General features: G+C 72.4%; 21 protein-coding genes and 1 tRNA gene. 11 read left to right on the forward strand and 11 right to left on the reverse strand.

The features are described from left to right. Window positions 1-105: 105 nt before the first annotated feature. Window positions 106-654: a heme-binding protein gene (locus ACIGEZ_RS30805; RefSeq protein ID WP_399837596.1), complete on the reverse strand. Its 549-nt coding sequence runs from the start codon at window positions 652-654 to the stop codon at window positions 106-108. A 261-nt stretch (window positions 655-915) separates the two neighbouring features. Between ACIGEZ_RS30805 and ACIGEZ_RS30810 the strand changes: the two genes are divergently transcribed. The 5 genes from ACIGEZ_RS30810 (at window position 916) to ACIGEZ_RS30830 (ending at window position 5168) form a co-directional block, all read left to right on the forward strand. Continuing rightward, entirely contained in the window at window positions 916-2094 is a 1179-nt protein-coding gene (locus tag ACIGEZ_RS30810) for a sensor histidine kinase (RefSeq protein WP_399837600.1), read from the forward strand. Further along, entirely contained in the window at window positions 2091-2714 is a 624-nt protein-coding gene (locus ACIGEZ_RS30815) for a response regulator (RefSeq protein ID WP_399837603.1), read from the forward strand. The genes ACIGEZ_RS30810 and ACIGEZ_RS30815 overlap by 4 nt, the downstream gene beginning before the upstream one ends. A 209-nt stretch (window positions 2715-2923) precedes the next feature. Beyond that, window positions 2924-4129 (forward strand): FAD-dependent monooxygenase, encoded by a 1206-nt coding sequence (locus ACIGEZ_RS30820; RefSeq protein ID WP_399837887.1) that lies wholly within the window; start codon window positions 2924-2926, stop codon window positions 4127-4129. Window positions 4130-4173: 44 nt separating this feature from the next. Beyond that, window positions 4174-4578 carry a hypothetical protein gene (locus ACIGEZ_RS30825; protein WP_399837606.1) on the forward strand — a complete coding sequence of 135 codons (405 nt, stop codon included), beginning with the start codon at window positions 4174-4176 and terminating at the stop codon, window positions 4576-4578. Window positions 4579-4667: 89 nt separating this feature from the next. Beyond that, window positions 4668-5168: a hypothetical protein gene (locus ACIGEZ_RS30830; protein ID WP_399837609.1), complete on the forward strand. Its 501-nt coding sequence runs from the start codon at window positions 4668-4670 to the stop codon at window positions 5166-5168. 38 nt (window positions 5169-5206) lie between these two features. On the opposite strand, the gene ACIGEZ_RS30835 is transcribed toward ACIGEZ_RS30830, so the two are convergent. After that, window positions 5207-5866, reverse strand: a complete 660-nt coding sequence (locus ACIGEZ_RS30835; protein WP_399837612.1) for a pentapeptide repeat-containing protein — start codon at window positions 5864-5866, stop codon at window positions 5207-5209. A 117-nt stretch (window positions 5867-5983) separates the two neighbouring features. Here ACIGEZ_RS30835 and ACIGEZ_RS30840 point away from each other — a divergent pair, with 117 nt between their 5' ends. Both ACIGEZ_RS30840 and ACIGEZ_RS30845 read left to right on the forward strand, forming a co-directional pair. Further along, entirely contained in the window at window positions 5984-7159 is a 1176-nt protein-coding gene (locus tag ACIGEZ_RS30840; RefSeq protein ID WP_399837615.1) for an NAD(P)-binding protein, read from the forward strand. 56 nt (window positions 7160-7215) lie between these two features. Continuing rightward, the gene (locus tag ACIGEZ_RS30845) at window positions 7216-8220 is read left to right on the forward strand and encodes a zinc-binding dehydrogenase (RefSeq protein WP_399837618.1); all 1005 of its coding nucleotides are present in this window, start codon (window positions 7216-7218) and stop codon (window positions 8218-8220) included. A gap of 3 nt (window positions 8221-8223) precedes the next feature. Here the strand turns inward: ACIGEZ_RS30845 and ACIGEZ_RS30850 are convergent, their stop codons facing one another. The 4 genes from ACIGEZ_RS30850 to ACIGEZ_RS30865 all read right to left on the reverse strand — a co-directional run bounded on the left by ACIGEZ_RS30850 (window position 8224) and on the right by ACIGEZ_RS30865 (window position 10976). Next, the gene (locus ACIGEZ_RS30850) at window positions 8224-8556 is read right to left on the reverse strand and encodes a hypothetical protein (protein ID WP_399837621.1); all 333 of its coding nucleotides are present in this window, start codon (window positions 8554-8556) and stop codon (window positions 8224-8226) included. A 54-nt stretch (window positions 8557-8610) separates the two neighbouring features. Next, window positions 8611-10068 carry a glycoside hydrolase gene (locus ACIGEZ_RS30855; protein WP_399837625.1) on the reverse strand — a complete coding sequence of 486 codons (1458 nt, stop codon included), beginning with the start codon at window positions 10066-10068 and terminating at the stop codon, window positions 8611-8613. 136 nt (window positions 10069-10204) lie between these two features. Beyond that, window positions 10205-10678, reverse strand: a complete 474-nt coding sequence (locus tag ACIGEZ_RS30860; RefSeq protein ID WP_399837628.1) for a GNAT family N-acetyltransferase — start codon at window positions 10676-10678, stop codon at window positions 10205-10207. Between the two features lie 19 nt (window positions 10679-10697). Beyond that, on the reverse strand, window positions 10698-10976 hold the full coding sequence (locus ACIGEZ_RS30865) for a hypothetical protein (protein WP_399837631.1): 279 nt from the start codon (window positions 10974-10976) through the stop codon (window positions 10698-10700). A gap of 249 nt (window positions 10977-11225) precedes the next feature. Here ACIGEZ_RS30865 and ACIGEZ_RS30870 point away from each other — a divergent pair, with 249 nt between their 5' ends. Next, window positions 11226-12614, forward strand: a complete 1389-nt coding sequence (locus ACIGEZ_RS30870; protein WP_399837634.1) for an NAD(P)/FAD-dependent oxidoreductase — start codon at window positions 11226-11228, stop codon at window positions 12612-12614. Between the two features lie 141 nt (window positions 12615-12755). Here ACIGEZ_RS30870 and ACIGEZ_RS30875 read toward each other — a convergent pair whose 3' ends face one another. The 3 genes from ACIGEZ_RS30875 to ACIGEZ_RS30885 all read right to left on the reverse strand — a co-directional run bounded on the left by ACIGEZ_RS30875 (window position 12756) and on the right by ACIGEZ_RS30885 (window position 15240). Continuing rightward, on the reverse strand, window positions 12756-13202 hold the full coding sequence (locus tag ACIGEZ_RS30875) for a hypothetical protein (protein WP_399837638.1): 447 nt from the start codon (window positions 13200-13202) through the stop codon (window positions 12756-12758). Beyond that, on the reverse strand, window positions 13195-14901 hold the full coding sequence (locus tag ACIGEZ_RS30880; RefSeq protein WP_399837641.1) for a right-handed parallel beta-helix repeat-containing protein: 1707 nt from the start codon (window positions 14899-14901) through the stop codon (window positions 13195-13197). The genes ACIGEZ_RS30875 and ACIGEZ_RS30880 overlap by 8 nt, the downstream gene beginning before the upstream one ends. A 265-nt stretch (window positions 14902-15166) precedes the next feature. After that, window positions 15167-15240: transfer RNA gene (locus ACIGEZ_RS30885), tRNA-Thr, on the reverse strand. 182 nt (window positions 15241-15422) lie between these two features. Between ACIGEZ_RS30885 and ACIGEZ_RS30890 the strand changes: the two genes are divergently transcribed. The 3 genes from ACIGEZ_RS30890 (at window position 15423) to ACIGEZ_RS30900 (ending at window position 18083) form a co-directional block, all read left to right on the forward strand. Next, window positions 15423-16520: an ABC transporter ATP-binding protein gene (locus ACIGEZ_RS30890; protein WP_399837644.1), complete on the forward strand. Its 1098-nt coding sequence runs from the start codon at window positions 15423-15425 to the stop codon at window positions 16518-16520. 321 nt (window positions 16521-16841) lie between these two features. After that, window positions 16842-17255 carry a hypothetical protein gene (locus tag ACIGEZ_RS30895; RefSeq protein ID WP_399837647.1) on the forward strand — a complete coding sequence of 138 codons (414 nt, stop codon included), beginning with the start codon at window positions 16842-16844 and terminating at the stop codon, window positions 17253-17255. A 114-nt stretch (window positions 17256-17369) separates the two neighbouring features. Further along, window positions 17370-18083 (forward strand): NDP-sugar synthase, encoded by a 714-nt coding sequence (locus ACIGEZ_RS30900; protein WP_399837651.1) that lies wholly within the window; start codon window positions 17370-17372, stop codon window positions 18081-18083. Between the two features lie 362 nt (window positions 18084-18445). On the opposite strand, the gene ACIGEZ_RS30905 is transcribed toward ACIGEZ_RS30900, so the two are convergent. After that, entirely contained in the window at window positions 18446-20026 is a 1581-nt protein-coding gene (locus ACIGEZ_RS30905) for a DoxX family membrane protein (RefSeq protein WP_399837654.1), read from the reverse strand. A gap of 95 nt (window positions 20027-20121) precedes the next feature. Continuing rightward, window positions 20122-21075, reverse strand: a complete 954-nt coding sequence (gene rlmB / locus ACIGEZ_RS30910; RefSeq protein WP_399837657.1) for a 23S rRNA (guanosine(2251)-2'-O)-methyltransferase RlmB — start codon at window positions 21073-21075, stop codon at window positions 20122-20124. Window positions 21076-21108: the final 33 nt, after the last annotated feature.

Below are 21108 nucleotides of genomic sequence, written 5' to 3' on the forward strand. Positions count from 1 at the left end.
CGGCACCCGGTGGGGGGACCGGGCGCCGCTGAGCCACAGAGGGCGCTACTCCGTCAGGTACGGCGCCAGTCGCTCGGGGGCGACGCCTGCCGACCGGTCACGACGTCAGTCGCCGAGCGACGCCACGCCCGCCTGGGCGAACTTCTCGTCCAGGTCGCCCGACGGCGCACCGGCCACGCCGATGCCGGCGATCGGGGCGCCGTCCGCGGTCACGGGCGCGCCGCCGGCGAGGAAGAGGGTGCCGGGGATGTCCTTCAGGTTCGGGGCCTGGGCCAGGCGGCCGGCGAGGACGGAGGTCGGGGCGTTCCACGAGACGGCGGTGAACGCCTTGCGCTCGGCGGACTCGTAGGACTGCGGGCCGGCACCGTCGCCGCGCAGGGTGACGATGGTGTTGCCGTTGCGGTCGACGACGGCGACGGAGACCCGCTGGTTCTCCTTCTCGGCGGCCTTCAGGGTGGCCTGCGCGGCCTTGGTGGCGGCGGCGACCGTCAGGTGCGTGGACTGGCGCAGGTTGTCGTTGTCGGCGTCGGCCTTCTTGGCGACGGCCGCGGCGGGGGCGGCCTGCGGGGCGGAGGCGTTCGCGGAGACGGCGCCGAAGGTGCCGGCGGCGAGGACGACGGCGGCGGTGGTGCCGAGGAGGAACTTCTTCTTCATGGCGGGCTCCTGGGAGTCGAGGCGTTCGAGGAGGGGTGTTCCGTTCGCTCTGCCATCGATCCTCCGGCCGGAACCGGGCCCGTACGGTCCGCGTACCGGCTGCCGTCGCCGCGCATGATGGATGACGGGGGTGTCAGCCGATCGGTTGATGCCGCTCTGGTCCTCGTGGGCCAGGATGGATACGAATTCCCAGGTCAAGCCCCACGACGACACGGCGACACGGCGACACGACGACACGACGACACGGCGAAGAGGCAGAGCATGGAGCAGGACCCGGACGCCCGCTGGCTGGGGCGGGTCATGCACGTGGCCTTCTTCCTCCTCCTCGGCGCCTCCCTGGCCCGCTTCCTGCTGCGCCACCCGTGGGAGGACCGCAGCCCGTGGATCGTGGCGCTCTCCGGCGCGCTGGCCTCCCTCTACCTCCTCGGCCCCGTCCTCGGCACCCGCGCCACGCCCCGCCGGATCGCCTGGCTGGGCACGGTCGTCGCCGTGTGGATGGTCCTGGTGGTGCTCGCGCCGAGCTTCGCCTGGTGCGCGGTGCCGCTCTTCTACACGGGCCTGCGCACCCTTCCGCCGCGCGCCGCGCTCGGCCTGGTCGCGCTGCTCACCGTGTTCGTCGTGACGGCGCAGGTGCAGCTCTCGCACGGCGGCTTCGACCCGAACCTCGTCATCGCCCCGCCGGCCGTCGCCGCCATCGCGACCGCCGTCTTCGTACACGCGCAGCGGCAGGCGGACCGGCAGCGGGCGTTGATCGACGACCTGATCCGCACCCGCCGCGAGCTGGCCGCGACCGAGCGCCGCGAGGGCACCCTCGCCGAGCGGCAGCGGCTCTCCATGGAGATCCACGACAGCCTCGCACAGGGCCTGTCCAGCCAGCAGATGCTGCTCCAGGCCGCCGACCGCACCTGGGACAGCGACCCGGCGACCGCCCGCCGCCACGTCCGTACGGCCGAGTCGATCGCCGAACGCAACCTCGCCGAGGCCCGCCGCTTCGTGCACGACCTCGCCCCCGCCGACCTCGCCGAGGGCGGTGGCCTGGAGCAGGCGCTGCGCGGGCTCGCGGCGCGCGAGTCGGCGGCGTTCCGGGTCGACGGGACGGCGGTCGTGCTGCCGGACCGGGTGCAGTCGGCGCTGCTGCGGGTCGCGCAGGGCGCCCTCGCCAACATCCGCGAGCACGCGGCCGCCGCCTCCGCCGCGCTGACCCTCACCTACCTGGACGACCAGGTCGTCCTCGACGTCGCCGACGACGGACGCGGCTTCGACCCGGCGGGCACCCGCCCGGACGACGGCGTACGGGGCCACGGCCTGCCCGCGATGCGGGTGCGGGCACAGCAGCTGGGCGGCACCCTGACGATCGAGTCCGCCCCGGGCGAGGGCACCGTGCTCTCGGCCGCGATCCCCCTGCTCCCCCCGTCGAGTGCCGCGGAGGCCGACGAGTGACGACCGTACGGATCCTGCTCTGCGACGACCACGCCGTCGTGCGGGCCGGCCTGCTCGCGCTGCTGGGCAGCACCCCCGACATCGAGGTCGTCGGCGAGGCCGGCAGCGGCGAGGAGGCGGTCGCGATGGCCGGCCATCTGAAGCCGGACGTCGTCCTGATGGACCTCCAGCTCGGCCCGGGCATCGACGGTGTGGAGGCCACCCGCCGGATCGCCCCGACCGGTGTGCACGTCCTGGTCCTCACGACGTACGACACCGACGCCGACATCACCCGCGCCATCGAGGCGGGCGCCACCGGCTACCTCCTGAAGGCCGAGCGCCCCGAGGAGCTGTTCGCCGCGATCCACTCCGCCGCCCAGGGCCGTACGACGCTGTCGCCGCCGGTCGCCAGCCGGGTCATGGACCGGATGCGGGGCGCCGCCGGCCCCACGCTCACCGACCGGGAGCGCGACATCCTCGGCCAGCTCGCGCACGGCCTCGGCAACCGCGAGATCGCCCGGGCACTGTTCATCAGCGAGGCGACGGTGAAGACCCACCTGGGCCGGATCTACGCGAAGCTCGGCGTGGACACGCGCGCGGGCGCGGTGGCGGTGGCGAAGGAACAGCGCTTGCTGCCGTAGGGCCCGGGACCGCCCTGACCCTTCTGCCGTAGGGCCCGTGACCGCCGCAACCGCTCCTGCCGCAGGGCCCTGAACCGCCTCCGCCGTGAGGGCCCGTAACCCGGCCGGGCGGACCTCCCCGGCATTCCCCTCCCGCCCCGCCCCCACACTGCTACCCTGCGTTGCCATTCCAGCGCACAGTGTCATGTCATGTCCTCGTGGGAGCGCACGTGAAGATCTCCGTCGTCGGCGGCGGGCCCGCCGGCCTGTACTTCTCGATCCTGATGAAGCGCCAGGATCCGTCGCACGAGATCACCGTGTACGAGCGGAACCCGGCCGGCTCGACGTACGGCTGGGGCGTGACGTACTGGGCGGGGCTCCTCGACAAGCTGCGGGCCGGCGACCCCGGCTCCGCCGAGGCCATCGCCGCCGCCTCCGTCACGTGGACCGACGGCGTGGCCATCGTCCGCGACGAGCGGACCGTGCACCGCGGCGACGCGGGCTTCGGCGTCGGCCGCCGCCGGATGCTCGGGCTGCTCGCCGACCGGGCCCGCGAGCTCGGCGTACGCGTCGAGTTCGAGCACGGCGTCAGCGGCCCGGACGCGCCCGAACTCGCCGGCGCGGACCTCGTCGTGGCCGCCGACGGCGTGAACAGCGTGCTGCGCGAGGCGCACGCGGACCGCTTCGGCGCCGCGTTCACGACCGGCCGCAACCCGTACATCTGGCTCGGCACGACCAAGGTCTTCGACTCCTTCAGCTTCGCCTTCAAGGAGACCGAGCACGGCTGGATCTGGTGCTACGCGTACGGGTTCAGCGGCGAGCGGTCGACCTGTGTCGTCGAGTGCGCGCCGGGCACCTGGACGGGCCTCGGTCTCGACCGGATGAACGAGGCGGACAGCCTGCGCCTGCTGGAGAAGCTGTTCGCCGACCTCCTCGACGGCGAGCCGCTGATCGGCCGCGAGCACGCCGACGGCAGCGCCCAGTGGCTCACCTTCCGCACCCTGACCTGCCGCACCTGGCACCACGACAACCTGGTCCTGCTCGGCGACGCGGCCCACACCACCCACTACTCGATCGGCGCGGGCACGACCCTGGCCCTCGAGGACGCGCTGGCGCTCGCGGCGGCCCTGCGGGACGGCGTTTCGGACGCGGCCCTCACCGCGTACGGCCGGCGCCGCCGGTCCGAACTGCTCCCGGCCCAGAGCGCGGCCCGCTACAGCGCCCAGTGGTACGAGAACCTGCCCCGCTACATGCGCCTGGAGCCGGCCCGGATGTTCGCCCTCCTGGGCCAGCGCCACTCCCCGCTCCTGCCCCACGTCCCGCCCGGGCTCTACTACCACCTCGACCGCGCCGCCGGGCGGCTCGAACCGCTGCGTCGCTTCAAGCGCTGGCTGGGACCGCGGGTGGCCCGGGCCGTCCACGGACGGGGACAGTAGGCTCCTGCCTCGCACAGTCCGAACGATCATCGCAGGAGAAGCACGTGAAGCGCACGATGAGCCGCGCGGCCGTCCTCGCCGCAGCCGCAGGGTCCCTTCTCGTGGCCGTACCGGCCTCGCCGGCGTACGCGGCCCCGGTCGCCGTGGACATCCAGGGCGGCCGCGTCGAGTGGAACGCCAACCCGTACAACGGCATACCGGGTGACTCCTTCCGCGTCTGCGACACGGTCGCGGACGGCTACGGCCTGGAGACGGAGATGTACAAGAACGTGACCGAGACCTTCGACGGCGACTACGTCCGGGAGGTCACCACGCGGGGCCACGACTCCCCGTACTGCACGCCGTGGAGCAGCGGCGACCTCTACGAGGGCAACCAGGTGAACCTGCGGACCTACAAGGTCAAGGGCACCTTCCGCCAGCTCGTCCACGTGCTGGGCGCACGCGCCTGAGCCCGGCGGGGGCGGGGTCCGGCGCGGGCTCGCGCCGGCGCCCCAGGCCCACCGCACCCCGCACCCCGTGGGCGTGACACCATCGGTCCGTGCTCGACATCGGCTACTCCCTCTCCCGCCGCTTCCCCGACCCGCCGCAGACGGACTACCGCCGCGCGGACGTCCGCGCGCTGCGGCACGACCTGTTCTGCGGTGACGTGTACCTCGCGGACACGGTGAAGGACCAGGAGGTGTCCACAGCCTGGGGATGGGTACCGGTGCTCGACTTCGCGTGGGCGCTGTGCGACATCGTCGAGCAGCTCGACCGCGACCCGCGCGGCAGCAGGGCCTCGCAGCCGCAGCACGCGGAGCTCGACTTCACCGAGTCCTCGGACCGGATGCTGTTCGAGCGCCGCTTCGGCTGGGTGGACGTGGAGGCCGACTGGATGCCGGGCGACGAACCGCCGCTCACCTTCAGCCACCGGGCACTGCGCCGCGAGGCCCGCGACTTCCTCCACGACCTGCTCGCCGACCTCACGGACATGCACGAGGGCCTGGCCGACAACCCGGTGGTGTGGGACCTCCAGGCCCGCTTCCCGCGAGTCCCCTAGCCAGGGCGTACTTCCGGCGGATCGGTGCTCCCCACGGGTCAGTCCTCCACCCGCACCCCCAACTGCGCCGCGAACACCGGCGCGAGGTCGAGCAGCTGCCCCGTGGAGATCACCGCGCCCGCGAGCGCTTCCACCCCGCGCGCGATCTCCAGCCGCTGCACGCCCCGCAGGTCCACGTCCTTCAGTCGCGCCCCGGTGAAGTCCGCCCCCAGCAGGACGCAGTCGACGAACTCCACCCGCTCCAGGACCGCACCCCCGAAGTCCGGCTCGCTCAGCACGCACCCCTCGAAGACGACGTCCTTCAGCTTCGCCGTCCGCAGGTTCAGATAGTCCGCCTTCCCGCCCCGCACCCACACCCGCTCGAGCACGGCCCCGTGCAGCTGCGTCCCGCCGAGCCGCGCGTCCACGAGCTCCACGTCCCGCAACTGCGCCCCCGCCAGATCGGTGCCGACTCCCCGTACCCCTTCGAGCACCGAGTCGAGGAAGCGCGCCGCCGTCAGCCGTGCCTCGTCGAGCGCGCAGCCGCGCACCGCGCAGTCCAGGAACCGCGCCCCCACGCCGTCCTGACCGGCGAGGTCCAGGCCGTCGAACTCCACCCCTTCGTAGTCCCCGTCCGGCTCCAGTCTCCCCTCGTACGGCTCCAGCGGCGGCAGCCGCACCTCGGGCTTCCGGGCTTTCGGGACCGTCCTGCGCTTCATGGATCCATCGTGACGCACGCCACTGACAGTCCCTTCGGCCCCGATGTCACAAACGCGGCCGTCCCGTCCGTCCCCTACGTGAAGCACCGACACAGGAACGGCTACGAGGAGCGGGACATGCGGAAGATCACGATCATCGGCGGCGGCTTCGCAGGACTCACCGCGGCGATCACCGCCGCCGAGGCGGGGGCCAAGGTGACCCTGCACGAGTCGCACCACACCCTCGGCGGCCGGGCCCGCACCGCGGAGGGCCCGTACCGGACCAACGACGGCCCGCACGCGATCTACAGCGGCGGCCCGCACTGGACCTGGCTGAAGCAGCGCGGCCTGCTCGGCGCACTCGCCCCGCTGCCGGCCCTCGAAGCCGCCAAGATCCGCTTCCACCACCGGGGCGCCCTGCGCCGCGTCCCCCCGCTCGGCTTCCTGCGCCAGTCCTTCCGTACGGCCGAACAGGCCCCCGTGGACGTCGACTTCCGCACCTGGGCGACGGGCCTCGCCGGGCCGGACGCGGCGCACGCGGCGGCGTCGTACAGCGGTGTCGCGCTCTACCACCACGACCCGGGCGCGCTGTCGGCCCGCTTCGTACAGGAGCGGCTGCACCGGGCCACGTCGATCCCGGCCGAGGCGCACTTCGTCAAGGGCGGCTGGGGGCAGCTGGTCGAGCGGATGGCGGCGCGCGCGTGGGAGCTGGGCGTACGGATCGAGACCTCGTCCCGGATCGACGCGCTGCCGGTGGGCGACGGCCCGGTCGTCGTCGCGACCGCCCTGCCGTCCGCCGCCCGGCTGCTGGGCGACCCGTCGCTGACGTGGGAGTCGGGCCGTACGGTCCTGTTCGACCTGGCGCTGCGTACCCGTAAGGGCGACCCGTTCGCGCTCTCGGACCTGGACGCGCCCGGCTGGGTGGAGCGGTTCACCACCCAGGACCCGGGACTCGCGCCTGCGGGCGAGCAGCTCATCCAGGCCCAGCTGCCGATCGGCCCCGGCGAGTCGAAGGCGGACGGGATCGCGCACGCGGAGCGGCTGCTCGACCTCGGGTTCGCGGACTGGCGCGAGCGGACGGTGTGGCGGCGCGAGGCGGTCTCCAACGGCCGTACGGGCGCGGTCGACCGCCCCGGCACCACGTGGCGCGACCGGCCGGCGATCGACCGGGGCGACGGCGTGTACCTGGTGGGCGACCAGGTGGCGGCGCCGGGCCTCCTCGCGGAGGTGTCGTTCACGAGCGCGGTGGAGGCGGTGTCGCTGGCGCTGCGGGCGGAGCGCCGCAGGAAGGCGCTTGACCTGAAGTCCGCTTGAGGTTGAAGGCTGTACCCGAAAGCACATCGCGCCTTCGCCAACCCGGGGAGCCCACCATGCACGCCATCCGCCTCCACGCCTTCGGCCCCGCCGAGAACCTGACGTACGAGGAGACCCCGGACCCGGTCCCTGGCCCCGGCCAGGTCCGGATCAAGGTCGCCGCGGCCGGCGTGCACCTCCTGGACACCGCCCTGCGCGAGGGCCAGTCGGGCCCGTACCCCGTCCCCACCGAACTCCCCACCGTCCCCGGCCGCGAGGTCGCCGGCACGGTGCAGGCGCTCGGCGAGGGCACCGACCCGGCGTGGCTCGGCAAGCGGGTCGTCGCGCACATCGGCATGGCCCCCGGCGGCTACGCCGAACTCACCGTCACCGACGCCGCGCGGCTCCACGAACTCCCGGACCACCTGGGCGAGGCGGAGGCCGTCGCCATGATCGGCACGGGCCGCACCACGCTCGGCATCCTGCAGTTCACCGAGCTCGGCCCGGACTCGGTCGCGATCGTCCCGGCGGCGGCGGGCGGCGTCGGCACCCTCCTCGTCCAGTACGCGAAGAACGCCGGCGCCACCGTCATCGGCCTGGCCGGGGGCCCGGAGAAGGTCGCCCGCGTCCGCGAGAACGGCGCCGACCTGGCCGTCGACTACAAGCGGCCGAACTGGCCGGACGAGGTCCGCGCGTACCTGGACTCCCTGGGGAGGCGGGCGACGGTGGTCTACGACTCGGTCGGCGGCGCGACCGGTCGCGCGGCGGTCGACCTCCTCGGCGAGGGCGGGCAACACGTCGTCTTCGGCTGGTCGGGCGAGGGCCTCCACGACGGCAAGCCCCTCACCTTCACCGAGGAGCAGCTGAAGGCCCGCGGCATCACGTCGGAGTCCGTCCTGGGCCCGGCCATGCTCCAGAAGGCCGGCGGCGACATCCGCAACCTCGAACTCGCCGCCCTGGCCGCCGCCACGGAGGGCACCCTGCGCCCGACGGTCCAGCGCTACCCCTTGAAGGACGCGGCGGAGGCCCACCGTGCCCTGGAAACCCGGGGAACGATGGGAAAGGTGGTCCTGATCCCGTAAGGCTCAGGCCGTCCCGACCACATCCCAGGAATGCCCCTTGAACTCCTTGAGGAACTCGGGGTGGTCCTCCCACATCCGGGCGATGGAGCGCAGCACATCCCAGTTGTGCTCCAACGCCTGGTCCACCACCTGCCGCAACTCCGGCGCCGACTCCCGCTTCTCCACGAGCCCGTTCACGGCGGCCGCGGCCTGCACGGTGTACCTCAGCGCCCGCAGCGCCCGCGACGTGTCATCCATCCCGAACCCGTGGTCACTCCCGTTCGCGGGATCGAACAACGGCGTGAGCCGCGCCTCGATGAACCCCGTGATCCGCTCGAACCGCTGCTGAATCTCCATGTCCATCCCCCCTTCCTACACCCCGGCCGACCTCCGCCCCGCGCGGCCCTCCCGCTACAGGTACACGTCGGAGACCTCGAAGGTCTGCACGGTGCGGGCGTTGAAGTAGGACCAGAACCGGTTGCCTCGTACGAAGGTGTCCGCGTGGTGCTGGTAGCGCTCGCCGCCGGCGTCCGTCCCGGTGGCCCAACGGTCGACGAGGGCGCCGTCCGTTCCGGGCCTGGTGAACCGGGACAGGTCGAAGTCGATCCACTGCCCCTCGCCGTAGTTCACGGCGACGATGACGAGTTTGTGGTTGACGCTGTCGTAGGCCGCGACGGCGTCGGGATGACCGGCGTCGATGATCCTCATGCCCGGGCGGATGTGGCGCATGTACTGGGCCAGGACGAAGTACTTCGGGTTGACGGCGCCGATCACCCCGTTGGTGAGGGTGATCGCCCCGTAGTTCTCCCAGTCGAGGATCTGCCAGATGACCCAGGCCGTGGGGTGCAGCCAGCGCAGGTCGTAGTTGAGGTTACGGGCGAGGAACAGGCCGCTGGTGTCCCCGTCGCCGTACTCGGACATCCAGATGTTCTTGCCGTCCGCCGCCACGGTGTTGTAGAGCGCGGCGCGGTCACCGTCGAATTCGTAGCCGTGGACGTTCACCCGCCCCACGGCCGCGCGGGTGGCGGCGTCGAAGTCGGCGTTGTTCTTCCAGTTGTACACGGCACTGCCGACGCCCCAGTCGTCAAGGCCGGCCACCATCATCCACTGCAACCCCCGGGCGTCCAGCTGGGTGCGGGTCTGCCGGATGATCTCGGCGAGCTGGCGCCGGTCGTAGTGGCAGCCTTCCTGTCCGCCGATGTAGCCCGCCGGATATCCGCCCCAGCTGGCCCCCGGCTCGTTGACCGGCTGGACGGAGGTGAAGTCGATGCCCCAGTGGTCGTGCGCGTACCGCGCCACCGTCGCCATGTAGGCCGCGTGGCGGCCGAAGTTCCCGTCCTGCAGGTTGCACTTCAGCGGGTCCGCCGCCCCGCGCGGATCGTCGTTCTTCAGCATCCACCACATCGGCGAGTTGCTGAAGAGCTCGAACTTGTCGGCGCCCCGATCCCTGGCCAGCCACATCATGTCGCGCTGGTTCGCGTCGGCGTACCAGTTCCAGCTCGCCGACTGCGGGTCGGCCGAGTACCAGTCGCGCTGGTAGCCCTCGATCTGCTTGAAGCCGTCCAGCGTCGGCGCGGGCTTCATCGTCCTGCCGCCGATGCTGTTCGTCCCCGAGCCACCGGCGTTGTAGCGGACCACGTTCATCCCCAGGCCGGGCAGTGACTGCCCGCGGAACTGGACGGTCTTCCGGCTGAACAGCACGTCGGCCAGATCCTCCTGGGGACCCAGCTGATTGGCCCACCAGGCCAACGACGTGCCCCACCCCTCCCACGTCCCCCAGTTGACCGACGGATTCACCTTGGTGGTGAAGTCCGCCCAGGCGGGCTGGGCGCCGGACACGACGGCCACCGCCCCGACCGGCAGACCCACCAGCCCACGTAGGACCGTACGACGTTCCATCAGACCCCCAAAAAATCTTCGCGCCCGGATATCGGTGCGCGCGAACCGCATAGTGTGCACTACCGAGACGGACGCCGGGAGCCCGGCATGCTCGGCGGGACGCCCCCTAGACCGTCCCCAGCTCCGTCAGGGCCGTGTCCGTCAGGCGGTAGACCGTCCACTCATCCTGCGGGCGGGCGCCCAGGGACTCGTAGAACTCGATCGACGGCTTGTTCCAGTTCAGGACCGACCACTCCAGGCGCTCGTAGCCGCGCTCCACGCAGAGGCGGGCCAGTTCCGTCAGGAGGGCCTTGCCGTGGCCGCCGCCGCGGAGGTCGGGGCGGACGTAGAGGTCCTCCAGGTAGATGCCGTGGACGCCCCGCCAGGTGGAGAAGTTCAGGAACCACAGGGCGAAGCCGGCGACCTCGCCGTCGGCCGTCTCGGCGATGTGGGCGAAGGCGGCGGGCCGGTCGCCGAAGAGGGCCTCGTGGAGTTGTTCGGGCGTCGCACGGACCTCGTCGAGGGCCTTCTCGTACTCCGCGAGTTCGCGGACCAGGCGGTGGATGACGGGCACGTCGGCAGGTACGGCGGTACGGATCATGAGGCCAGCCTGCCCCGGATCACTCGGCCCTGGCCAGCCGATTCCGAGCGGTGGACACCCGGTCGCGATCCGGCGCCCGCGCACCGTCCACCGCGAGCACCGTGCCCGGGGTCTCCTCGGACTTCGCGCGGCAGCCGCACCGCGGATCGACGAAAACCGTCACCGTGTGCGGCGCCTCCGCCTGCCCGACGGCGATCTCCGGCCCCTCCACCGCCGCCGGCAGCCCAGCCGGCACCTGCGCGTGCTCCGCGCCCGTCGCCGTCAACGCCGCCGCGCCCGCGTCGTACCCTGCGAACACCCCACCCAGGCAACGCCGATGACACCGGTCACCACGGCCGCGGCGAGGACCCGCCGGGCCCCGCGTACGCGCATGGAAGGGTCCTTCCGGAGCCAGGGACACGCCACGGACGACAACGGAATCCGCACCCGCGAACCTCAGCGCGCCCCAAGCGCCGACCTCCCGCCGACCTCCCGTCGAAGGACCCGTATCCACGGGAGCAGGGCCCCCGGTAACCTCCCGCGCACGACACCCGGAAGAGGGATGGACATGAGCACGATCAACGGCGGCATCTCGTTCTGGTACGCCCAGGAGGGCGCCCCCGCCCCCCGCGAGCCGCTGCCCGGCGACACCACCGCCGACGTCTGCATCGTCGGCGGCGGCTACACCGGCCTGTGGACCGCCTACTACCTCAAGAAGGCCGTCCCCTTCCTCAACATCACCGTCCTCGAGGCCAAGTTCTGCGGCTACGGCGCCTCCGGGCGCAACGGCGGCTGGCTCTACAACGGCATCGCCGGCCGCGACCGCTACGCCAGGCTGCACGGCCACGAGGCGGCCGTCCGTCTCCAGCAGGCCATGAACGCCACCGTCGACGAGGTCGTCACCGTCTGCGAGGCCGAGAAGATCGACGCCGACATCCACCGCGGCGGAGTCCTCGAAGTCGCCCTCACCCCCGCCCAGCTGGCCCGTCTCAAGGACTTCCACGCCGTCGAGCTCGCCTTCGGCGAGAAGGACCGCGAGATGTACGGCGCCCGCGAGACCGCCGAACGCGTCCGCGTCGCCGGCGCCGTCGGCTCCAGCTGGACCCCGCACGGCGCCCGCCTGCACCCGGTGAAGCTGGTCCAGGGCCTCGCGGCGGCCGTCGAGGCGCTCGGCGTCACGATCCACGAGTCGACCCCCGTCACCGAGATCAGGCCGAAGCACGCCCTCACCCCGTACGGCACGGTCCGCGCCCCCTACGTCCTGCGCTGCACCGAAGGCTTCACCGCCTCGCTCGCCGGCCAGCGCCGCACCTGGCTCCCCATGAACTCCTCCATGATCGCCACCGAGCCGCTCACCGACGCCCAGTGGGAGTCCGTCGGCTGGAACGGCCTGGAGACCCTCGGCGACATGGCCCACGCCTACATGTACGCCCAGCGCACCGCCGACGGCCGCATCGCGCTGGGCGGCCGGGGAGTCCCGTACCGCTACGGCTCGAAGACCGACAACGACGGCCGCACCCAGCCGCAGACCATCGAGGCCCTCCGCGACATCCTCGTCCGCTTCTTCCCCCAGCTCGCCGGCCTCGGCATCTCCCACGCCTGGTCCGGGGTCCTCGGCGTCCCGCGCGACTGGTGCGCCACCGTCACCCTCGACCGCTCCACCGGCCTCGGCTGGGCCGGCGGCTACGTCGGCTCCGGCGTCGCCACCGCCAACCTCGCCGCCCGCACCCTGCGCGACCTGATCCAGCAGGACTCCGGCCAGTCGGGCCCCACCGACCTGACCGCCCTCCCCTGGGTGAACCACAAGGTCCGCAAGTGGGAACCCGAACCCCTCCGCTGGCTCGGCGTGCAGGCCATGTACGCCGCGTTCCGCACCGCCGACCGCCGCGAAACCACCACCCACGCGGCGAGCACGGACCGCATCGCGACCCTGGCGAACCGCCTCTCCGGCCGCTGACGGCGAAACCGCCAGAGGACTCCCTCAACCAGCAGCCGCCAGACGTCACCCGCCGGCCGACTCTCCTGAGCCGTCAGCCAGGTCCCCTGAGCCGTCAGCCGTCGGACGGCTCCCTCAGCCGTCCGACGGCTCCCTCAGCCCTCAGACGACTCCCGCCAGGCCCTGGATCGCCGTCAGCGCCCACTGCTGCGCCCCCGCCGTCGCACCGGCCGCCACGCCGGTCGCGACCGGGGCGAGGGCGCCCCGGAGCGTGGCGACGGCACGGCGGAGCCGGCCCGGCTCGGGGGCGTCGGGGCCGGTGATCTCCCCGAGCACCTCCTCGGCCGCGGCCTGCGCGTCCTCCTGGTCCTGCTCGCCGAGCCCGGCCCGTGGCAGCTGCCGGAGCAGGTCCCTGACCAGGGCGGCGAGTTCCTCGTACCCCGGGGCGGCCGACGCGGCGTCGTTCTGCTGGTTCTGGTTGACCGTCTGGTTGTCCCAGAAGAACTGGGACCGGGAGACGGAGCCGTTGATCACGGGACCACGGTAGTGGTGCACGTGCTGCGGATCGTTCTGCGAGTCGTTCTGTTGATCGTTCTGCGGATCACTCATGCCGGGAACCGTCCTCGTCGCTCTGCCACTGGACCACATGGTTGTTGTCCCAGATGAAGGTGGACCGGGACACCGGGCCGTTGATCACCGGCCCGTGCTGGTGGACGATCGTCGGCGGCGGCTCCGGCTCGGGCTCCTTCACCACGATCCGCAGCGACGTGCGCAGGGACACCAGCTCGACGAGGCCACGGTGCACCACGGCCACGCCCCGCGTCCCGGTCACGGCGCAGTCCGCGAACCGGCCGGCCGCCTCGTCCTGGAAGAGCGCGCCCGCGACCGCGCAGTCGCCGAACGCGCTGTCCGCCACGTCCAGACGGGCGGAGTCCTTCGCCATCAGCCCGATCCCCTCCGTGCCGGTCACGGTGAGGTTCCGCGCCACGAGCCTCCCCTTGCCCAGGGCCGCCGCCCCGCACCCGCTCACCGCCTTGACCTCACTGTCGTACACGAAGAGCTGGGACTCCTCGGCGGCACCGAAGCCCACCATCCCGCGCTCCGCCGACACCCCTCTGAGCGTCACCCGGGACTGGCCGAGGGCCTCCACGGCGGACAGACCGAAGTCGCGCAGCACCGCGCCGTTCACCTCGGCCGTCGTGCCGCCGTCGCCCCGGGTCTCCAGGTGCGTCGGGCACCGCTCCACCCGGACCTGCTCGAACACGGCCTTGCCGCTGCCCGTCACCCGCAGGGCCACGCTCGTCAGGTCCTCGATCCGGATCCGGACGAACCGGCCGCGGGCGGCGTCGACGACGGCCACGCCGACGTTGCCCCGCGTGATGCGGCAGTCATGGACCTCCGGGGCGCCGCCCTCGGTGACGTGCACGGCGACGTTGCCCGCCTCGACGACCTCGCAGTCCTCGAACCTGCCGCGGCCCGCGGTCCGTACGTTGATCCCGGTGTCCCGGCAGCCGCTGAACGCACAGCCCCGCACCACCGGGTCGGCGCCACTCGTGACCGCGATCCCGTGCTCGGCGGCGGTGACCCGCGTACGGTCCACGGAGCCGCGGGAGCGCTCGATGTACGCGATCCCCTCCGCCTGTACGTCACCGATCACGCAGTCCGCGACGGCGAGCTCCGCCTGGGTGTCCGCCATGACGGCCGCGCGCCCGGTGCCGGTCAGCTCGCAGCCGGTGACCTCGGCGCGCGCGCCGCTGACCCGGATCCCGTGGATGCGGGCCCCCGCGAACCGGCTCTCCCGAACGGCCACGTGGGCGCCTTCGACCGCCGCGAGCGCATTGTCGGCGGCGTCGCCGAACCGGCACCGCTCGACGAGCCCGCCGGACCCGACGAACAGGACCCGGCCGTACCGGAACGCACTGTCCCGCAGCGTCACCGCGCTGCCGGCCCGCGCGTGCACGCAGACGCCACCCGGCGCCTGCACCTCCGTGTGCTCCAGCGTGAGCGAGCCCGCCGTACACCCGACGACGTCCGCGTCGCGCCCGGCGAACACCAGCCCGTGAACCCGGACCTGCCCACCACCGGCCTCCAGGACGGGCCCCCGCGGCCGGCTCACCACGACGGAGCCCGGCCCCTCGGCCGCGACCAGCTGGACGTCCCCCCGCACGGTGAGCTGCTCGTCGTACCGCCCGGGCGCGATCTCGATCAGGGCCGCCCGCCCGCGGCGAGCGGCGGCGACAAGGGCGGACGTGATGTCGCCGTAGGCACGCCGCCCTCCCCGCGGCGCCACCAGATACCTCGCGACCATGCCCACCTCCCCCGTGCGCGTCCGCGAGCACCCCTCAAGACCGAAGCCCCAACCTCCGCACCAGCATAGGCCGTTGACCCCGCCCCCGAAGGCAACGGATGGCAGGTCGCGCTGGTCAAGGAGTACGTCCAGGGCCGTTCGCCCGTATTCACGCGCGGATGCGGGCAAACACACGCCCTGGCGTTTGATCCAGTCCGGGCGGCCGTGATCACGCAAAAGGGCCGGCGCCGGGGAAACGTCCCCCTGCGCCGGCCCTTCGCCCATGAGCCCCCTGTCGGGTTCGAACCGACGACCCCCGCTTTACAAGAGCGGTGCTCTGGCCAGCTGAGCTAAGGAGGCAGCGAGTGCAGTGTAACGAACGCCCGCGCGCCGTCGGTCGGAAATCTCACGGTCCTCCGACTGCTGACAGATCCCGCATCGCCAGGTAGCGTCACTTGCGGTTCACCCAGGTGGACTAGACCTCAATCCTTCCTTTACTCGGATCGTCCGGCACGTTCCTGCCGGTGAAGGGACACATCACCATGGCTTCCGTCACCTATGACAAGGCGACCCTGGTTTACCCCGGCGCCGAAAAGCCCTCCGTCAACGAGCTGGAGATCGAGATCGCCGATGGCGAGTTCCTCGTTCTCGTCGGCCCCTCCGGCTGTGGCAAGTCGACCTCGCTGCGCATGCTCGCCGGCCTGGAGGACGTGACCGCCGGCGCCATCCGCATCGGCGACCGTGACGTCACGCACCTGCCGCCGAAGGACCGGGACATCGCCATGGTGTTCCAGAACTACGCGCTCTACCCGCACATGACGGTCGCCGACAACATGGGCTTCGCGCTCAAGATCGCCGGCGTCAACAAGAGCGAGATCCGCACCAAGGTCGAGGAAGCGGCGAAGATCCTCGACCTCACCGAGTACCTGGACCGCAAGCCGAAGGCGCTCTCCGGCGGTCAGCGCCAGCGTGTGGCGATGGGCCGCGCCATCGTGCGTGAGCCGCAGGTCTTCCTCATGGACGAGCCGCTGTCGAACCTCGACGCCAAGCTGCGCGTCTCGACCCGTACGCAGATCGCGTCGCTGCAGCGCCGGCTCGGCATCACCACGGTGTACGTGACGCACGACCAGACCGAGGCCCTCACCATGGGCGACCGGGTCGCCGTCCTGAAGGACGGTCTGCTGCAGCAGGTCGACACCCCGCGCAACATGTACGACAAGCCCGCCAACCTCTTCGTCGCCGGCTTCATCGGCTCCCCCGCCATGAACCTGATCGAGGTCCCGATCACCGACGGTGGCGTGGCGTTCGGCAACAGCGTCGTCCCGGTCTCCCGTGACGCCATCGCCGCCGCGTCCGCCAAGGGCGACACCACGGTGACCGTCGGCGTCCGCCCCGAGCACTTCGACGTGTCGGGCCCGACGAGCAAGGACGGCCTGGCCGTCACCGTGAACGTGGTCGAGGAGCTCGGCTCCGACGGCTTCGTGTACGGCTCCACCCGCGTCGGCGGCGAGGACAAGGACCTGGTGGTCCGCGTCGGCGGCCGCGACGTCCCGGCGAAGGGCTCCACGCTGCACGTCGTGCCCCGCTCCGCCGAGCTGCACGTCTTCTCTACGTCGACCGGCGAGCGCCTTTCCGACTGAACCGACTGAACCGGCCGAACCGGCCGAACCGGCCGAACCGGCCGAATCAGCCAAACCAGCCGAACCAGCTGATCGAGCTGACGCAGCCGCATCGGCTGCTCCACACACACGCCGTACGGCTCCGTCCCCCTTGCGGGGGCGGGGCCGTTCGCGTACGGGCGGCATGAATCGGCGAGTCGGTGAAAACCCCGGCAGAACTGGGCATTCAAGCCCAGGGCCACGCCCCGGCGTCAACACGGAATTCGAAAAGCCGCCTCGAACCGTCCCTCGCGAGAGTGACTAAATGTCGCCATATCACTACCGGCCGCTACGCTCGCCTGCGTGACGCACACTGCCCGCCGAATCGGCCGCTCTCTCGCCCTCGTCCTGCCCGTCGTCCTGGTGCTCTCCGGAACGCTCGCGGTGTCCGCCGTTCCGTGGGCCGGCCACGGCTCCGGGACCCAGATGCTGACGGCGTCGTCCACGGACGTCTCGCTGCCGGCCAAGTCCCGTGCCCCGCAGGATATTCTGCGCGACCAGCTGCTCGCAGAGCTTCAGGAGAAGGACCCGGGCACGGCCCTCACCCACCTCCAGCGCGAGGTCGAGAACCGCCCGTCGATCGCCAAGCACTGCATGTCCATCGCCAAGGCCCTCGGCGCCGCCGCCGTGCGCCACTACGGCCCCACCCGCGCCCAGTCCTACTCCCGCCCGGTCTGCGACACCTCCTTCGCCACCGGCGTCCTGCACGCGAGCTGAGCGGAACCCGGCACGGTGGAACCCGGCGCAGCGGAAGCGGGTCCGCGCGGTCCGGCCAGGGCGCCCGGTCCTCTCCGCACGCCTCACACGCCCCGTCCGCCTATCGTTCCCGGTATGCATACCTCTCCGACGCAGGCGGTGGTGCTGGCCGGCGGCCAGGGCTCACGGCTGCGCCCGTACACCGACGACCGCCCCAAGCCGATGGTCGAGATCCCGGGCACCGGGACCCCGATCATCGGCCATCAGCTGTCCTGGCTCGCCGCCGAGGGAGTGACGGACGCCGTCGTCTCCTGCGGCCACCTCGCCGAGGTGCTCCAGGAGTGGCTGGAGAGCGCCGACCTGCCCCTGAAGGTGACGACGGTCGTCGAGTCGGAGCCTCTGGGGCGGGGCGGCGGGCTCAAGTACGCCGCCGCGCACCTGCCCGAGCCGGGGCAGCCGTGGTACGCCACGAACGGCGACATCTGGACGCGCTTCTCGCTGCGGGAGATGGCCGAGTTCCACGAGGAGCGCGACGCCCTGGCCACGCTTGCGCTCGCCCGGCCGCGGATTCCGTGGGGCGCGGTCGAGACCGACACGTTCGGGCACATCACCGACTTCATCGAGTCGCCGCCGTCCCCGTATCTCATCAACGCGGGCGTGTACGTCTTCTCCGCGGCCTTCACCGAGCTGCTGCCGGACCGTGGCGACCACGAGCGCACCACGTTCCCGCGGCTGGCGCGTGAGCGGCGCCTTGCGGGCTTCCCGCTGCCGCAGGGGGCGTACTGGCGGGCCATCGACACCGCCAAGGACCTGACCGAGGCGGCCAAGGAGCTCGCCACCCACGCGTAGGCGGAAGGCGTACGAGGAAGGGGCGGCACCACCGTGCGTGGTGCCGCCCCTTCCTCGTACCGGGGAGGTCCTGCCGGCCTCCAGGACCTCGGGGCGGATGCCCTGGCGGCGGAGTTCCGTGACCGCGGCGGCCTTGGCGACGGCGCCGAAGCGGTGGCCCAGGAGCGGATGCTCAGGAAGGCGGCGGCGACGAGAAGCTGGGCGGCCGCGGCGAGCGTGTTCATGGGGGACCTGCCGTGCGAGGGACTTGCACTTAGTTCAAGCGAGCGCACGTCAAGCCGGCCCAGCCGCCGCCCGAGGCGCAACGCAAGAGCCCCGGGTGTCCGTGCGGACACCCGGGGCCCCTCCTACGGCCGCGAGCCTCAGCCCAGCAGCCCGCCGATCGGGTTCCGCGGCCCGCCCGAGGACGAGCCGCCGTCCGACGAGCCGCTGCTGCTGCCACTGCTCGGCGTGCCGCTCGTACCGCCCGAACCGCCAGAGCCCGAGCCGGTGGAGGTCGGCGGGGCCGCCGTCCGCGACTGGCTCGGGGTACGGGTGCCACCCTGGCTGGCCGACGGGCTCTGCCGGTCGCTGCGGCGGGTCTCCCGCGCCGACTCCTTCGGCCCGGCCGTCTCCTCTTCCTCCTCGCGCTCGCCGCTCGCCCCGCTCGTCGCCGTGGGCTTCGGGCTCTTGGACGCCGTGCGGGACGGGCCGGTGGTGCCGGGCTCCTTCGGGAGCGGCCGGCCGGGCAGGTGGTTGACCGGGTCGTCGTTCGGCCCGGGAACCGTGACCATCTCCGTGGACCGTACGGCCCCGCCGAGCATCGAGCCGACGAGCAGCGTGAGGCCCACGACCACCGCCGTGACCACCGTGCTGCGGCGCAGCACCCGGCGGCGCAGCTCCCACAGCTCCGAGCGCGGCCCGAGGGTGCGCCAGGCCTCGCCCGCGAGGCGGCCGTCGATCGAGTAGACCGGGGCGCCGGCGATGATCAGCGGCGACCAGGCGGCCAGGAAGATGATGTCGGGCGCGTCGTAGACCGGGAGGGTCTTCCAGCTGACGGTCAGGATCAGCGCGGCGGACAGCAGCGCGCCGACCACGGCGGCGACCCGCTGCCAGAGGCCCAGCACGGTGAGGACGCCGACGACGACCTGGAGGAAGGCGACCGTGAGTCCGGCGCCGACCGGGTGCTGGAGGGCGAAGTCGCGCAGCGGCTCGGCGAGCCCCCACGGGTGCAGCGAGTTGAGCCACTTGACCATGGAGCCGCGCTCGCCGCCGTCGAAGTAGACGGGGTCGCAGAGCTTGCCCATGCCCGCGTAGATGGAGATGAAGCCGAGGAAGACCCGCAGCGGGAGGAGGACGACCCCGAGGTTCATCCGGCGGCCCGGGTAATAGGCGTGCCGGACCGGGTCGTTGCCCTGGCGGTGCGGGGAGCGGGCGTGCGGGTCGGCGCTCTGGTCGTACGGCTCGGGCTCGAGCTCGTACACCTCGTCGTACGCCCCCTCGGCGCGCCGCATCGGCGGGAGCAGCGGGGAGCCCGGCCCTGCGGGCACCACGGGGGTGGGCATGGTGTCGTCGAAGCGCGGGAAGGGGTGCGTGGTCGGCTCCAGCGTGGAGACCGCGGAGCCCGAGCCGCCCGCGGTGCCCGGCGCGGCCGAGGAGTCGCGGACGGCCTGGAGCAGGCCGGTGGCGCCGGGGGCGGACTTGCCGCTCCACACGACGGGCCGACGGCGGGCCGCTCCGGCCGCACCGGCCCCCATGCCGGCTCCTGCCGCGACTCCGGCCGCTCCGGCGAGGGCTCCGATACGGGGGTTCCCGGCGAACTTCGGCTGTTGGGCCGGCGCGAGCCGCACACGGAAGCTGGCGTGGTTCACGATCACCTGGGCGGGATCGGAATCCACTTTGACCATGCTCAGCGCGGGCTGATCGTCGAACCCCGGCCGGGGCGTTCTGGTGTCCACACTCATCTAACCGAGTGATGTGGGTTTAGGACACTGCCTTGACGGGGCGGAAATGTCGGAGGTCCGTCAAGATCACGGCCGGGGCGAATCCCCCGTTCGGGTCAGCCCATCCGGCGGCGGGCCGCCTCGTACAGGACGACGCCCGCGGCGACACCGGCGTTCAGCGACTCGGCGCCGCCCGGCATCGGGATGCGGACCAGGAAGTCGCAGGTCTCGCCGACCAGGCGGGACAGGCCCTTGCCCTCGGAGCCGACGACGATGACGACCGGGCCGGACAGCGCCTCCAGCTCGTGCACCTCGGTGTCGCCGTCCGCCGAAAGACCGACGACCGTGAGGCCGGCCTTCTGGTACTGCTCCAGGCAGCGGGTCAGGTTGGTGGCGCGGGCCACCGGGGTGCGGGCCGCGGTGCCGGCCGAGGTCTTCCAGGCACCCGCGGTCATACCGGCGGCGCGCCGCTCGGGCACGACGACGCCGTGGCCGCCGAAGGCGGAGACGGAGCGGACGACGGCGCCGAGGTTACGCGGGTCGGTGACGCCGTCGAGGGCGACGATCAGCGGCTCGTCGTGGTCGTCGTAGGCCGCCTCGGCGAGGTCCTCGGGGTGCGCGTACTCGTACGGCGGGACCTGGAGGACGAGGCCCTGGTGGTTGAGCCCGTTGGTCATCCGGTCCAGCTCGGGGCGCGGCGCCTCCATGATGTTGATGTTGCCGCGGCCGGTGGCGAGGTTGAGGGCCTCGCGCACGCGCTCGTCGTTGTCGATGAACTGCTGGACGTAGAGCGTGGTGGCGGGCACGCCGTCGCGCAGCGCCTCGAAGACCGGGTTGCGGCCGACGACCATCTCCGACTGGCCCTTGCCGCCGCGGCGGACCACGGGGCGACGGGAGGCCTGCTTGGCCTTGGCGTTGGCGACGCGGTTCTTGACGTGACCCTTGCGGGCGGAGGCGGGCGGGGTCGGGCCCTTGCCTTCGAGGCCGCGGCGCCGGTTGCCACCGCTGCCGACCGTCGCGCCCTTCTTGTTGGACGTGCGGCGGTTCCTGCGCTGGCTGTTCCCGGCCATGACTACCTGTTTCCTCTGCCTGCGTACGAAATG

It is taken from the genome of Streptomyces sp. NPDC085481 (genome assembly GCF_044541845.1).
Taxonomy (GTDB): Bacteria; Actinomycetota; Actinomycetes; order Streptomycetales; family Streptomycetaceae; genus Streptomyces.